Origin of the sequence: Mesorhizobium kowhaii (assembly GCF_003253745.1) — a bacterium.
GTDB lineage: Bacteria > Pseudomonadota > Alphaproteobacteria > Rhizobiales > Rhizobiaceae > Mesorhizobium > Mesorhizobium kowhaii.
In genome coordinates this window covers 1-14,104 of the sequence record NZ_MZXV01000039.1, presented here as the reverse complement: position 1 = coordinate 14,104, position 14,104 = coordinate 1, and the positions used below count along the sequence as shown (strand labels likewise).

Here is a 14,104-nt window from a genome sequence, read left to right as displayed (position 1 = left end):
TTGCCGCCAGATCGCCCCCCGGCAGCGACCTCCATGCACTTGTACCATCACCCGTCCCCAAAACATCGCCTCAGCAGGCCAAAGACCCCTGAAAACTCCGGGAAAACAGCCGTTTATGGACGCGCACGAGCTAGTCACCTCGATTGTACCGGGCAGCGAGAAGATGTCGCGCCACATGGTCGCCGGCGGTGACAGTGCCGGGCTGCTCGTCTGCCTCACCGGGCTGCGCAGCAAGGCCGAGGCGCGCACGGGCACGCTTTATCCGTTGGTGGTGATCCAGGAGGCGGGGCTGGACGGCTTCTGGATCGACCGGGTGCTGAATCGCGAGGACTGGATCGAAAGTCACATCGTCGATGCGGCATCGATCGCGGTGTCGCGCCGCCACCGTCGCGCCAAGACGGATCGGCTCGATGGCGAGGCGCTGATCCGCGCCCTGCTGGTCGTCAAGCGGGGTGAGCCGCGCGTCTGCTCGATGGTCCGGGTGCCGACGCCCGAGAATGAGGATCGCCGCCGGACCAACCGCGAGCGCAAGGTGCTGGTCGCCGAACGGGTCGAGCACGTCAACCGCATAAAAGGCCTGCTCTTCAGCCAGGGCATCCGCGACTACGAGCCTTGCGCCGCGACCGGCGCGATCGCCTGGAAGAACTGCGGACCGGCGATGGCCGCGCCCTGCCGGCCCGCATGAAGGCCCAGATCGGCCGCGAGCTTGACCGTCTCGAATTGCTGCTCGGCCAGATCAAGGCGGTGGAGGCCGAGCGCGATGCGCTGCTCGCCGCGACGGCGGTGGACGCCTCGACGCCGGCGGCGATGTTGCTCAAGCTGAAGGGCATCGGGCCGGAATTCGCGACGATCCTCCACGCCGAAGGGCTGTTCCGGCATTTCAACAACCGCAGGCAGGTGGCCGCCTACGCGGGCCTGGCACCTTCCCCATGGAAGAGCGGCACGATCGATCACGAACAAGGCGTGTCGAAGGCAGGCAATCCGCGGCTGCGAACGACGATGGTCGAGCTTGCCTGGCTGTGGCTGCGCCATCAGCCGGCCTCGGGCCTGGCCCGCTGGTTCAGCGAACGGGTGGCGCGCAACGGCGGTCGCCTCAAGAAGGCGATGATCGTCGCGCTCGCCCGCAAGCTGCTGGTGGCGCTGTGGAAATACGCGACCGCCGGCGTCATCATCGAAGGAGCGCTCATGAAAACCGCATGACCGCTTCCACCACCCTTTTCCTCCATTCCGCAAAGGCCCTGATCAGCCTTTCGGATCCAGGTGGGCGATCCGAAAATATGCATGGCCTCAACAGCCGATCGGCAGAATGGTTTCGTCTTCCTGAGCCTGCGCCCGCCGCAAGCGGGATATTGGTGCTGCCGCCAGGAGCGGCGACCGCATGTGAGGTGGATGAGGCCCGGCGACCGGGCCGCGTCACGTGATCGGGCTCAGACCTTGGACCGAAACTGCGAAGGAGGAAAATCACACTTGACCATGTAATCCCCATGTGAGGGCATATTTGGGTCGGATCGTTCTGATCACGCGGGAAGCGCGGGAATGATATCGGGCCTCTCCATCCGCCTGCGCTCCGCACAAATCAGACGGCAAATCTCTGTGGCGCAGATTCATTCCGCAAGGTGGCGTGCTGAGAACGATCATGGCAGTTTGCCTTCGCGCAAAAACCGGAACGCGTTACGACTCGTGGGGCGTAGCCGCCTCACCTATCAGCCGGAGCCACTGAACCTGCGTACAACATTCTCGAGGATGCGCGAAACCGGTCCCTCGAAGCCGTTTCGCCACAGGCTGCCGCAGAAAGTGATCGATCCGACGGAAAACACTGCCCCTCCCTTAGGTTTGTCGAAATAAACGATCTCGGCCCGCAACTGAGGCTCATTGGGCCGAACCTTCTTAGGCGGATCGCCCTCGATCGTACCCCGACGCGCAATGTACTCTTCTGGGACCAGCAAGAAAGAAGCAGGCTCATCCTCCGATCGAGCAAGGACAATAGCATTCTCCGGCGTCCCGAGCGCGGGATCCGTGCAGTCGAGCTCGTAGCCCGCAGCGCCACCACCTGAAAGGCCGTAATCTCCGACAACGTCCTCCTCGATTCCTTCGAAGATCCAGCCATGGGCCGGATCGCGCGATGCCGGCAGGCGGCGAAAATGCGTGCCCTCAAAATCGCCTTGCCCCACGAAACCGACACCGAAGAGCATCTGCGGCGGGCGCCGGTTGCGCCTCCACAGCCCGCCTACTGGCCGTCGAACGCATGAAAATATTCGCCCGGCTCTGCGGCCCAGACGCGCATGCCGCCCTCGGCGCGCCTGAGTTCGAAGAGATGTGGTGCCTTCTTGTCGCGCGCGATGCGCCAATAGAAGCCATTGCCACCGAGGTAGGCCAGCCTCCCGCCGTTCTCAGTGTACGCCTGCAAAGCATTGAGCGTGCCGAGGGTGTGATATTCGGGGTGCGTGCCTGTCAGCACGGTGCGATAAGAGGCGAGAAGCGCGACACCTTCATCGTCGAGGTCCTCATCCGTTACAATGTCAAAGGGAAAGCCTTTAGCCTCGAGCCACGCGAGGATATGCGTATCGGCAGGATAATGCCGCAAGCCCGAGCCGCGCTTATCATTGATGCTGACGAAGCCTGGTCGCATCGTCAGCATGGGACGACGGCGCGACGGGAAGGCAATGCCGCTTCCGTCGCGATGGAAGTTATAGGTCGAGCCTCCATACTCCGGATGCTGATCCGGATTGTGCGGATAGGCACCCCATTGCCGGACACGCTCGTGATAATCGGCATCGGCTCCACCTCGCCGATCGTTAGCGTAGGCCTGATAGGTGAACGTCGGAGCAAGAAATGCGATCGGCGCGAAAGGCCCTTGCCTTTTTGGGAGGACGTAGAAGGGCAGCCAGTCCTCGCCGTCAAGACAGGTCAGGTGAAACGCATAGGCGCCGCTGGGCATATCCTCTGGAACAGTCCAGTTAAAATCAGCCTGCCATTGGCAAACGCCGAGATCGTCGTCATGGAAATGGATGGCTGCGTAATCGCGCGGTGCGTTGCGCCAGCAAACTTCGCGCCCGCTCCATTTCGCGCCGACCGCCGCGCGCATCGGCTGGTTGACGAGCCGCCCGTGATATTTCCCGGGCCCCACGTCAATCACGCTTGAACTGGCGATCCGTTGCGAGAAGTCCCAGGCGGCGAGCACTTCGCCACCCAGCCGTTCCACCTCCGCCAAAGGATTGGCGAAGACCTCGATAAAGCCGCGCAAGATCGCCGGATCCTCGAGCTTGCCTGTGAAATGGCGTTGCGGCGCGAGCGCGCGCGGCCGCGAAGAGGACTGTGCCAGAAGAAGGCAGGCTCACCCCTACGGCATGCCAATTGACTTTAACAGGTTCGCCTTTGTCGAGGGGCTGCTGCCCTAACACCACGCGTCCGGAGGCTGGGTCAATAGCGAGCCAGAGGCGATACCACGCTTTCGGTTTGAGTGGCACTTTCGTTGCAAGCTCAAGCGACCCTTCCGGCCATGCGATTGAGGCCTCAGCGCCAGATGGGCCGATGGAAAGAACGACGGCGTGGTCGCCCGCCTCCTCGGCCAACAGGGCAGCCGAGGGATCGATCACGCCCGGCTGGACCAGCAGCGTCCAGGAGCAGGCCCCTCGCGGATCCCTTTCGGGTCCGGTCTCAATGATGCCATAAGAGCCGAGTCTGGCCTCCTGCCAGCGCCCCTCATGGCTTTTGTCGAGAAGATGCGACAAGTCCTCGAAGCGCATGCCTGGGCCATGAGGATTAGGGTCGGCGCTGATAACGCGCAGGAGACGCGTGCGATAGGGGCCGGGCTCCCTTAGGCTCACATGCGCGACGAATGTCCCCATCGGACGATGGGAGAAGCGGTCGAGATAGCCCGTGATTGGAATTTCGGTTGCGCGCATGTTTTCCTGCCAGCTGCTATGTCGGGCGGCCTGTTGCTCGGACTGCCTCAAAGTTCTTAACCTTGCGCTTCCTAGATTGGTCAGGCTCGTCGCCCCTGTCCTCTTCATCCCTCGGCGGAGAACACTCGGTCAGCCGCTCGTCAAGGCATGATTATACCGACGGACACAACTCACGTTTCCACGGGAATGCGCATCTGCGGCCGATGAATTCACGGAACTTGCGTCGATCTCAGTGGAAAACACGGGCTCCAGAAACTCACCGTTGTCTTGGTGCCGACAAGGGGTATCGGCGAGTTGGATTTTACGGAATTCGTCATGATGAGGTGGGCTGCCATGTTCCAATGTCATGGCCCGAAAACTCCATGTTCATCGGCCTATTGCAAGGTGCCTTGGCGCGCCGCTTACGCTGTGAGTTCATGGACCAGGCCAACAACGTCGGCTCGTCGGCGGTCCGGGTACCGGAAAGACTCATGTCGCCACAGCTCTCGGCGTGCAGGCGGTCGAGCATCATCGCAAGCGCGTGCGCTTCTTCTAACTGTCGAACTCGTCAACGCGCTCGAGCAGCAGAAGGCCCAGGGCCAGATCGCCAATCGGCTCGCCCACTCCGATCTCGTCATCCTCGACGAGCGCGGATACCTGCTCTTCAGCGCCTCAGGCGGGGCGCTGTTGTTCCACCTGCTGAGCACCCTCTAGGAGCGCACCAGCGTCGTCATCACCGCCAACCTCAGCTTCAGCGAGTGGGCCGGAAACGACAGCTTCCGCTTCAAAAACAGCTCAGCCCAGACCACTGTCGCAAAGAAGGAGAAAACCCCAACCTTGACGAAAACCTGAGACCCGAAACATACATGAAGGCGGGTCACTTCTCGGTGAAAATCCCGGGTCAGCTTTCAGCGAAAATCAACAGTTATACAGGATTGAGGTTGTAAACCACTCTGTTATTTTTATAGAGGATCATTCGAGCCGCTTCGATCGCTTCTTCGAAATCGAGGCTTCCGCCCACTACGTGGTTTGTGAGCGCCTGCGACAAGTACCGCTTACCCCAGAGGCCGGATAGCCAGTAGAGCTCGGGAATGTGAAATGCATCGCTTGCGAATAGAATCTTGGAAAGCGGAACCGCCTCCATCACCTGTGTATATCGGTGGCACAAGTTCTGATGAACGAGCGGTGTCATGATGGACAACTCAAAATAGCAATTGGGATAAAGGTGACTCAGCCAAGCTGCTTTGCCAACGGACGGATAGCCTGCGTGAAGCGGAATTATTTTCGGCATCCGCATCATGCCGCCTTTATCGAACCTACATACCTCCTCCAGATAGAATGGATCTTGATTTCTAAGTATTACCCACGGGGCTTCACCATCTCCTGTATGGATTTGTAGGGGCATATCTCGCTTCAGGCATTCCTCAAGCGCCAAGGTGAAGGTGTAGCGACGAAGATCTTTTTTAACAGATGCTACTTCCTCTCGATCCACGCCGTCAGTAGCATTGCGGACCGAACGTTTCATCGCCCCCCAAGACAACGCGGCGGGCTTGCGATCATACAGTGGACGGATAAGACCGATGTCCGGCAACAAATATGATTTCATTCCGACCGAGCGCTTACCGAAATTCCCAGTTCCGTCAAGTATCTCTTGCAATCTATCGATATAAAGCGCTTCGAAATCGTCAAAGCCAACATCCAACTTGAATAACTCGCCTTCCACTTGATCGATCCGGCTAATACGGTGTGACTTGCACGGTATAATTGCATCTTCGAATTGAGATATTGTCTCGGCTCCCCCGCCTTCCAACACCCCTGTATCTAGCATGATATTCTCAAACCCGACCTCTGCAAACAAACTGTTAATGTACGACCAATAGTCTCTCCCTCGATCGTTGCGAGCTTCGATGACCTCTTCCAACGTTGGATTGCACTTCAAGAATTCGGCCAGTTCCTTCACAAGAAATTTAATAAAAATACTCTGGGATAAATTATATGTTATTCCCTCAACCTTATTTTGGATGTCGAACTTTTTGTTAAGATCATGTCTAACCGCCTCGTCGCCATTCAGCCATTGCGCATAAACACCCTTTGGAAAATAGCTCGGTATCGGAAAGCCCGCCAGGGATATCCGCTCCAAATACCTCTGTGGCGTCGTAACCGCATCTCGATCAGTAATTAGATGACAGTGGGTGTCGTCCAGTGGCATGACATCCACCGCTTCAAAAATCTGCGCAAACTCAGGCTCTTGTCTAGAGAAGAAGGCTGATAGATGATCCGGAACTTGACGGTGCGATGAAGAAGCACGTGTCTCTTTTACTGGTACATCGGTCATGCTCTTTTCCTTCCGTGCGTTCCAATTTGCCTAGTTTCCTCTTCGACAGAACCGCTCCAACCCAGTTTTAAAATCAAGCGCCCTGATGGTGACTGTCTGGCACGACAGCCAACCATGGCTCGAAACCACTTCCATCGACGTGGGGAGCCGCGTAGATATCTGGGCCGAAATCTAGCCCCCCCAACCGGCCCCAAGGACAGCATACTTTTTCATTGTGCCACACCCTCAGGAGAGTAATGGTTTCCGCAAGAGCCCCGTAGCTTCTTCGATGCGCATTAACCTAGCGCCACTCCGAAGACAAATATTCCGAAACACAGGAGTTGCTACCTGCCATTTCTATGTAAGTACGACTATCCCGCCAACTTTGCCCTTTGCAGCTCGTCTTTTGGTCTCACGCAGCCTTTTAATCGATCAACCCTCGACGGCCCGAGCACCTACGTCAAATTCAGATTGTGTATTCAGGACACCTGGATTTGAGATACAGCCCAGCGCAGGCCAAAGGTGCGTTGCTGCCGCACTGGATGGTCCGTTGGGTTCCAAGATCGCGAAATCCCATTCCGAGGGAAACGCCCGCGCCCAGTCAAGCCAGACGAATGCGAAAAAGACTTCAGCAACGCTGGAGATACTTCCCGTCAAAACATGAAGGACTCTAGCGAACACCGCTTTACTTTGCAAATCGCGCCGGCGTGATTACGCCTACACGATTCTGGATCACGCCATCTAGCCAGTCCGGATTCATTTGCGGCACTGAACTCATCAACAGTTGCGTATAGCCGTCGAAGGGCGGCGAGAGAACGGTATTCTTCTCTCCGACTCTAACCACTCGACCACGGTGCATGACAGCGACTTCGTCCGCAATCGCATTCACGGTGGCGAGATCATGCGTAATGAAGAGATACGAGATCGACAGCTCCTTCTGAAGTGACATCAACAGCTTCAGGATGCCCTCTTGTACCACTTGATCGAGGGACGAAGTCACTTCATCGCAGACGATCAAGTCGGGATTGGCCGCCAACGCGCGAGCGATGGAGATGCGCTGCTTCTGCCCGCCGGAGAGCTCCGAAGGGTAACGATCGATATACGCTCCGCTCAACTCGATCATGTCGAGCAGCTCGTTCGCACGCCGATTGCCGGCTGACCCCCTCAGTCCGCAGTAGAGTCGCAGCGGACGCGAGAGCAGCTTGCGAACTGTATGGCTGGGGTTGAGTGAGGTGTCGGCCGATTGGTAGACTAGCTGGATACGACGCAGGACATCGGCATTACGCGCTCCTCGCAAAGGTGGCAGCCGAGTGCCATCAAACACTACCTCGCCTTGCTGTACTTCCATCAAACCGCAGACTACCCGAGCCAGGGTTGTCTTGCCTGAACCGGACTCGCCGACTACCGCAACAGTGTGGCCGCGCTGTACCGTAAGGCTGACGTCCTCCAGTACCCGGAGCTGACCGTAGGCCGCGTTGATATGCCGGATATCGAGTATCGGGGGAGCCGCGCTGGCGGGCGGTTTTTCAAGAGAGCGGACCGCCCATAGGGTCCTCGTATAGGGATGCTCGGGCGCCGCCAGCATGCGTCGCGTCTCGGCCTCCTCGACCTTCACACCATCTTTCAGGACCACGATGCGGTGGGCCATTTGCGAGACAAGGGCCAAGTCGTGGCTGATGTATATGGCCGCTGTTCCGAACTTTTGGACGACATTGCGAATGGCGGTAAGAACCTCTACCTGCGTTGTCACATCCAGGGCTGTGGTCGGCTCGTCGAAGATGATGAGGTCCGGCCGGCAGTTCATTGCCATCGCCGTCATTAGGCGCTGCAACTGGCCACCTGAGACTTGGTGAGGGTATCGTTCGCCGATACGAGTGGGGTCCGGGAGGGCAAGCGAACCGAACAAGGTTATCGCTTTTTCAACGGCTCGCTTGCGCGGTTCTGTCTTGTGAATCTCCGCACTTTCGACCACCTGGTCGATCAGCTTGTGCGCGGGGTTGAAGGATGCGGCGGCGCTTTGCGCGACATAGGCAATGCGTGCGCCGCGTAGGTCACGTTTTGCCGATTCTGGGCTGTTGCGGAGGTCGATACCGTCGAAAGTGATGCTTCCATCGACGAGTATGCAGCCTTCGTTCACTATGCCCAGTGCTGCCAATCCAAGGGTCGATTTTCCGGCACCGGACTCACCAATCAGCCCGACAACCTCCCCCCGATTAACGTCAAGGTCAATGCCACGCAGAATTGGAACAACGGTATCGTCGACGAGGCCGTTGATGACGAGATTGCGTATGGTGAGCAGCGCGGGACCGCGTTCCGTCCCGCCCGGTGAAGATTCCCTCTGCAAGCTTGTCGCCATCCGCTCAGCCATTGGAAGCACCACTGATCTGCAAGTACCAATCGACGATGAAGTTGATAGCTACGGTAATCACAGCGATGGCTGTCGCCGGGACCAGCGGTGTGAGGTCGCCGAAGGTGATCAGACTGGCGTTCTCACGCACCATCGAGCCCCAGTCCGCCGTTGGCGGCTGGACGCCAAGGCCCAGGAATGACAGCGACGAGATCGTCAGGAAAACAAAGCAGAAGCGCAGCCCGAATTCCGCGACCAAGATCGGGCGAATGTTGGGCAAGATCTCATGAGCGATGAGCCATAGCAGGTTCTCTCCCCGCAGCTGCGCGGACTCGACGTAGTCTGTCACCGCCACGTTCATGGCCAGTGCGCGGGCGAGCCGGAAAACCCGGGTTGAATCGAGAACCGCGATGATAATGATTAGATTCTGGATCGATGTTCCGAAGATGGACAGCAGCATCAGCGCGAAGATCAGCTGCGGAATCGCCATAAAGACATCGATCACCCGTGCGACGACTTGATCCACCCAGCCGCGGAACAGTGCGGCGATGATGCCTAGCGTGCCGCCCAGCAAAAAGGCGATAGCGGTTGTCACCACGGCGATACCAATGGAATTACGCGCGCCGTAGATCAGCCGGCTGAGGACGTCCCGGCCGAGCTGATCCGTGCCAAGCAGATTCACGCTGTTCCACGGCCCGAATGGCTCGGGAGAGACCAGTTCGGATTCTCCGAAAGGAGCAATCAGGCCCGCGAAAAAAACGGCGAAAAGGTAGACCGCGACGACGGCGAAGCAGAGCTTGACGTTGAGGGGCGCTTTTCGGAGCGCATAGCTGAACCTGCTGCGCCGGCCGGAGGTGCGCTCGGCGCGCGAAGAGCCTTCGGTTGTGTGGGGCATCTCCACCATATCCGTCACCTCGGGTGAAGCAGCTTAGGGTTAGTCGAAATTGCGATAATGTCCGCAAGGAGATTCAGGAGGATGTAGGCGCTCGCAAATATCAGTGCGCATGCTTGTACCACCGGTATGTCGCGTGTGCGCACTGCATCCACCATTGTGTGGCCAATCCCGGGATAGACAAAGACCGTCTCCACCACCACGACCCCCACCACTAGATAAGCCAGATTTACGGCAACAACATTGGCAATGGGGGCCCAAGCATTGGGCAAGGCGTGGCGCAGGATGACTCGTGCTGGAGAAGCACCCTTGCATTTTGCCATGTGTATATAGGGGCTGGCTAACACGCCGATAATCGCCGACCTGGTCATGCGCATTATATGGGCAATAATTCCCAGCGTCAGGGTCGAAACGGGCAAGATCATAAGCCGGACCCCCTCGACGAAGCCCATGCCGTCGTTAACGTTGGATAGAGTCGGCAGCCAGCGCAGTCTTACGGCCAGGAAAAGGATCAGGATATACGCTATAAAGAATTCCGGAACTGAGATCGTCGTTAGCGAAACCCCATTCACTACGCGGTCGAAGGTGGTGCCCCGATAAAGTGCGGAGAGGACGCCGAGGACGATCGAAAGTGGAACTGCAATGAGCGCGGTCACGCCGGCCAGCAGCAAAGTATTGCGGAGGCGCGAAGAAACGATGTCGGCGACGAACCGAGGCTCACCTGGATTGGACGATAAAGACTCGCCAAGATCACCATAAAGGAAGCCACCGACCCATTTGAAATAACGTGTCGCAGCGGGCTGATCTAAGCCGAGGTGAGACTCAAAAGCCGCAACTGTTTCCGGGGTGGCGGACTGACCCAAGATCGCGGTGGCAAAGTTGCCTGGAAGCATGCTGACGGTCGAAAAGATGATCACCGAGACAGCCGCCAGCGTCAAACCGCCAAGGAGCAGCCGAGAGATGATCGTTCGGACAAGAGGCGACATCATGTGGTAAATACCAGGTGGTGAAGGAACCTTCGGCACAAAACTAAAGCAGTGAATCTCAAGATGGATGCTTTGCGCAATCGTGTCATCGACTCACCCTATTGTTTGGCGAGCGCCTGAAACCTCAGGCGCTCGCGCGACCGATCGACTTATACTATGCGTTCAACCACCATCGCTCGGATGCGCGCCCGTTATCCATCGGGAACACACCGCCAACGGTATTGAAACCAACCCGTTTCGAGACGCCATTGGTGTAGTTCAAATACGCAACCACAATCACGCCGCCTTCGTCGTGTAGAATCTGCTGCATTTCCGAATATTGGGCGGCGCGCTTGGCTTGGTCGGTTTCGGCGCGGGCTGAGACTAGGAGTTCATTAAACCGCTTGTGCCTGAAATGGGTTGAATTCCACGCAGCACCTTCCTGATAGAATTGGGTAAAAAGCCAGTCAGGAGTTGGCCGGCCGAAATAGCCAACCGAAACGAACGACTTCTTTAGCCAGACCTTGTCCCAATAGCCGTCGTCGCTCTCACGGATCACATTGATTTCAATGCCCGCCTTGGCGGCCTGCTCTTTGAATAGAGTGCCGGCCTCAATGGAGCCAAGAAAACTATTCGGAGCGGCCGACAAGTCGACTTTTAATTTGTCATAACCAGCCTTCTTCAGGTGCTCCTTAGCCTTTTCGATATCGTAGGTATGTTGCGGCTGCGGATCGATGGCAAATGGCATCGACTTCGCCACCGGGTTATCATTGCCGGCTCGGGCCGTGCCGAAATAGACCTTACTTACGATCTCTTCGCGATTTATGGCGTACTTGAGAGCCAAGCGAACATCATTATTGTTGAAAGGCTCCACCTGCGTGTTCATATCGAACGCATCATGCCGCGTGCTGGAGATCACCTGGATCGCGATGTCCGGGTTGCGTTTCAGCATGTTGATGGTCTTGATATCGATTTCATCCATATACTGCACCACGTCGGTGACAAGGGCATTGGTGCGGGCTACGACGTCGCTGATGACGTTGAACTCGACCTCGTCGAAATAAGGCTTGCCTTCCTTGTGGTAGTTCGGATTGCGTGTCAGCTTGGCGCTCACACCAGGCTCGAAATGCTCAAGCACGAAAGGGCCGGTACCGATCTTCGCCGTCCAGTCCAGGCCGCCCTCGGCCTTAGCCGGCATGACTGCCAGGTGCCAATCGGCGAGCATGAATGGGAAATCGGCGCTGCCGCTAGCCAGCTTAAAGATGACAGTGTCGTTCCCGTCGGCCTCGACCGATGCAACCTGTGCCAAGATGTCCTTCGCGGCGGACCGGCTATCCTTGCCCATATGGTGTCGGATCGATTCGACAATGTCCTTAGGGGTGACATCCTTGCCGTTGTGAAAAGTAGAGCCTTTGCGTAGCTTGAACACCCACTTGGTAGCGCCCTCGGAAGGTTCGTAGCTTTCGGCCAAGTCGGGCACGACGGAGCCGTCGGGGAGAATCTCCGTCAGGTTGTTGCACATCGACCCGCCGAGCGCTGCAATTGTGAAGTTACTTGGCCAGGTCGCGGGATCGAGTGAATCGGTCTGGGATCCTTCGCCCATGCCGAATTTCATGAAGCCGCCCTTGGTCGGTCCCGCCGCATTGGCAATCCCGGGCTTCGACAGGACGGAGCTGACGCCAGCGACCCCAGCCAAGGCAGCCGCGCCGCTGAGGAATTCGCGGCGAGAAGTGTGTAAATGGCCCATTCCTTTGTTCCTCTCAGACATTATTACCTCCCTATGTTATTTTGCTCGTTGATGTCTTGATGCTTTCGAACAAAGTCCGAACTATGCAACCGTCATGCAGCCAGAATAGTCTCGACCAGGTTGATCCAATAGCCGATGCCGTAAGGCAGGGCTTCGTCGTCAAAGTCATATGCCGGGTTATGGCACTGAGCCGTCGGTCCATTGCCAAGGAAAATGTAAGAGCCCGGCCGGGCCTCGAGCATGAAGGCGAAATCCTCCGCTCCTATGCTTGGTCTCATCTTAACATCCACGGATTCAGACCCGACGAGACTGCGCGCTGCCTGGATCGCCAGATCGGTCTCCTTCGTGTGATTAAAGGTCGCGGGCGCGGATCGACGGTACCTGAACTCGATATCTGCGCCGAACCCACGCGCGATACCCTGGGCGGAGGCTAAAATCTCCTGCTCCGCGAAATCTCGCAGGCTGGATGAAAGTGTCCTGCAGGTTCCAGCTATCTCAACGTCGTCGGGAATAACGTTGTAGGCCTGTGCGGCGCTCAATTTGGTGACGGAGATTACCAGTGTTTCCAAAGGATCGGTTCTGCGCGAGACCAAGGTTTGCAGGCCGAGAATGATCTGTGCTGCAATGACCACGGGATCTATGGTCCGATAAGGGTGCGCCGCGTGCCCTCCCTTGCCCTTCACGACGATATCGAAGTCGTCCTGCGATCCCATAAAGTAGCCGTGGCGGATGCCGAATTTGCCGACGTCCAAGCCCGGCCAGCTGTGCATGCCAAAAACCTGCGCTATGCCGAAACGATCTAAGATCCCTTCCTGAACCATCCTGAAAGCGCCCGTTGGCAGTTCCACCTCTTCCGCCGGCTGAAAAATCAATGCGACCGATCCCTTGAAGTTCCGCGTGGAAGCTAGGTGTTTGGCAGCGCCCAGCAGCATTGCCGTGTGACCGTCGTGGCCACATGCATGCATCACGCCTGGGCTTTTAGACGACCAAGGTTTGCCAGAGGCCTCGACGATTGGCAGGGCATCCATGTCCGCTCTCAGCCCGATCGTCGGCCCGTCTCCGCCTTCGCCCTGGATCACTGCGACGATGCCGGTCTCAGCTATGCCGGTCTCGATGTGGTTGATACCGAACGACGCCAACTTCTCGGTTACGAACCTAGCCGTGTTGTGTTCCCGATAGTCGAGCTCAGGATTTTCATGCAGATACCGGCGCCACTCGGTGACTTCGCGCTGCAGATCCCGGAAAGTCTCAACACTATGCATCTGAAGCTCCGCCATCTTTTGGCCACTCGCAGCCCTTTGATCGATCAACCCTCGACCGCCCGAGCACCTACGTCAAATTCAGATTGTGTATTTAGGACATCTGGATTTGAGATAATTCCAGCTCAGCGCAGGCCAAAGTTCCCCCGGTCCGTTGCTGTCCGCACTGAATGGTGCGTTGGGTTCCAAGATTGTGACATCCCAATCCTAGGGAGCCGCCCGCGCCCTAAGGCTAACGAGTGCTCTTCTCGTCTCCTCGGCAGAACGGGTTTCTGTGCGTCACTTAGTGAAAAAGGGCTCGCCATCCAGATCCTCATGCAGTTTGACGAAAAGCAAGCTTGAAGCGCGGCGGTATTCGCACCTTTTTCGTACAAAAGATTATAACACGTCCAGTGTTTTTTGGGGATAGATCAATCGCGAATGAGCAATAATATCGCTCTCAGAGATTTCGCGGTTGCGGCGCGAGGCCGGGCTCTGTGAGCACCGTGAACGGACCCTCCGCCAGAATGACGCGCGATGTTCGGTAACATTGGCGGATATCCCCGCAAAGCCGCTATTGATACCTAGGATGTTTGATCCCAGGCTCACATGACGATGCTGAGGTCAAGAGGTGTGTTAGGGCGGCATCGTGGTTGCTCCCAATTTGGCGGCGGAATCCAGAGCTGGGCCCGATTGCGTGACACGGCTCGGTCAATC

The 14,104-nt window shown here is 57.5% G+C and carries 9 protein-coding genes and 2 pseudogenes; 2 read left to right on the top strand and 9 right to left on the bottom strand.

Annotated features, from left to right (window positions below):
* Positions 1–130 precede the first annotated feature (130 nt).
* Positions 131–1,200 (top strand): annotated as a pseudogene (locus B5V02_RS18955) (IS110 family RNA-guided transposase); the annotation flags it as partial.
* A 503-nt stretch (positions 1,201–1,703) separates the two neighbouring features.
* On the opposite strand, the gene B5V02_RS42910 reads toward B5V02_RS18955, so the two are convergent.
* From B5V02_RS42910 to B5V02_RS41135, 3 genes are read right to left on the bottom strand one after another with little or no spacing between them, the layout of a single operon-like run.
* On the bottom strand, positions 1,704–2,222 hold the full coding sequence (locus B5V02_RS42910) for a N,N-dimethylformamidase beta subunit family domain-containing protein (RefSeq protein WP_483466543.1): 519 nt from the start codon (positions 2,220–2,222) through the stop codon (positions 1,704–1,706).
* A 5-nt stretch (positions 2,223–2,227) separates the two neighbouring features.
* A complete protein-coding gene (locus tag B5V02_RS42905) occupies positions 2,228–3,244 on the bottom strand; it encodes a N,N-dimethylformamidase beta subunit family domain-containing protein (RefSeq protein ID WP_208647109.1) in 1,017 nt (338 codons plus the stop codon).
* The gene (locus tag B5V02_RS41135) at positions 3,129–3,905 is read right to left on the bottom strand and encodes a hypothetical protein (protein WP_208647108.1); all 777 of its coding nucleotides are present in this window, start codon (positions 3,903–3,905) and stop codon (positions 3,129–3,131) included. Before B5V02_RS41135 ends, B5V02_RS42905 begins: the two co-directional genes overlap by 116 nt.
* 386 nt (positions 3,906–4,291) lie before the next feature.
* Here B5V02_RS41135 and B5V02_RS18945 point away from each other — a divergent pair.
* Positions 4,292–4,736, top strand: a pseudogene (locus B5V02_RS18945) (ATP-binding protein); the annotation flags it as partial.
* Between the two features lie 73 nt (positions 4,737–4,809).
* Here the strand turns inward: B5V02_RS18945 and B5V02_RS18940 are convergent.
* From B5V02_RS18940 to B5V02_RS18915, 6 genes are all read right to left on the bottom strand, one after another.
* Complete coding sequence (locus B5V02_RS18940) at positions 4,810–6,219, bottom strand: amidohydrolase family protein (protein WP_111545660.1); 1,410 nt, start codon at positions 6,217–6,219, stop codon at positions 4,810–4,812.
* Between the two features lie 664 nt (positions 6,220–6,883).
* On the bottom strand, positions 6,884–8,566 hold the full coding sequence (locus tag B5V02_RS18935; RefSeq protein WP_245446016.1) for an ABC transporter ATP-binding protein: 1,683 nt from the start codon (positions 8,564–8,566) through the stop codon (positions 6,884–6,886).
* Complete coding sequence (locus tag B5V02_RS18930) at positions 8,559–9,449, bottom strand: ABC transporter permease (RefSeq protein WP_111545663.1); 891 nt, start codon at positions 9,447–9,449, stop codon at positions 8,559–8,561. The genes B5V02_RS18935 and B5V02_RS18930 overlap by 8 nt, the downstream gene beginning before the upstream one ends.
* A 5-nt stretch (positions 9,450–9,454) precedes the next feature.
* On the bottom strand, positions 9,455–10,423 hold the full coding sequence (locus B5V02_RS18925) for an ABC transporter permease (RefSeq protein ID WP_111545662.1): 969 nt from the start codon (positions 10,421–10,423) through the stop codon (positions 9,455–9,457).
* A gap of 154 nt (positions 10,424–10,577) precedes the next feature.
* A complete protein-coding gene (locus tag B5V02_RS18920) occupies positions 10,578–12,170 on the bottom strand; it encodes an ABC transporter substrate-binding protein (RefSeq protein ID WP_111545659.1) in 1,593 nt (530 codons plus the stop codon).
* A 71-nt stretch (positions 12,171–12,241) separates the two neighbouring features.
* Positions 12,242–13,411, bottom strand: coding sequence for a M20 aminoacylase family protein (locus B5V02_RS18915; protein ID WP_111545661.1), 1,170 nt, complete (start codon positions 13,409–13,411; stop codon positions 12,242–12,244).
* Positions 13,412–14,104 lie beyond the last annotated feature (693 nt).

Coding starts and splice junctions, on each gene's coding strand:
- B5V02_RS18935 (WP_245446016.1), bottom strand. CDS start 8,566: ATGGCTGAGCGGATGGCGACAAGCTTGCAGAGGGAATCTTCACCGGGC.
- B5V02_RS18920 (WP_111545659.1), bottom strand. CDS start 12,170: ATGTCTGAGAGGAACAAAGGAATGGGCCATTTACACACTTCTCGCCGC.
- B5V02_RS18925 (WP_111545662.1), bottom strand. CDS start 10,423: ATGTCGCCTCTTGTCCGAACGATCATCTCTCGGCTGCTCCTTGGCGGT.
- B5V02_RS18930 (WP_111545663.1), bottom strand. CDS start 9,449: ATGGTGGAGATGCCCCACACAACCGAAGGCTCTTCGCGCGCCGAGCGC.
- B5V02_RS41135 (WP_208647108.1), bottom strand. CDS start 3,905: ATGCGCGCAACCGAAATTCCAATCACGGGCTATCTCGACCGCTTCTCC.
- B5V02_RS18940 (WP_111545660.1), bottom strand. CDS start 6,219: ATGACCGATGTACCAGTAAAAGAGACACGTGCTTCTTCATCGCACCGT.
- B5V02_RS18915 (WP_111545661.1), bottom strand. CDS start 13,411: ATGCATAGTGTTGAGACTTTCCGGGATCTGCAGCGCGAAGTCACCGAG.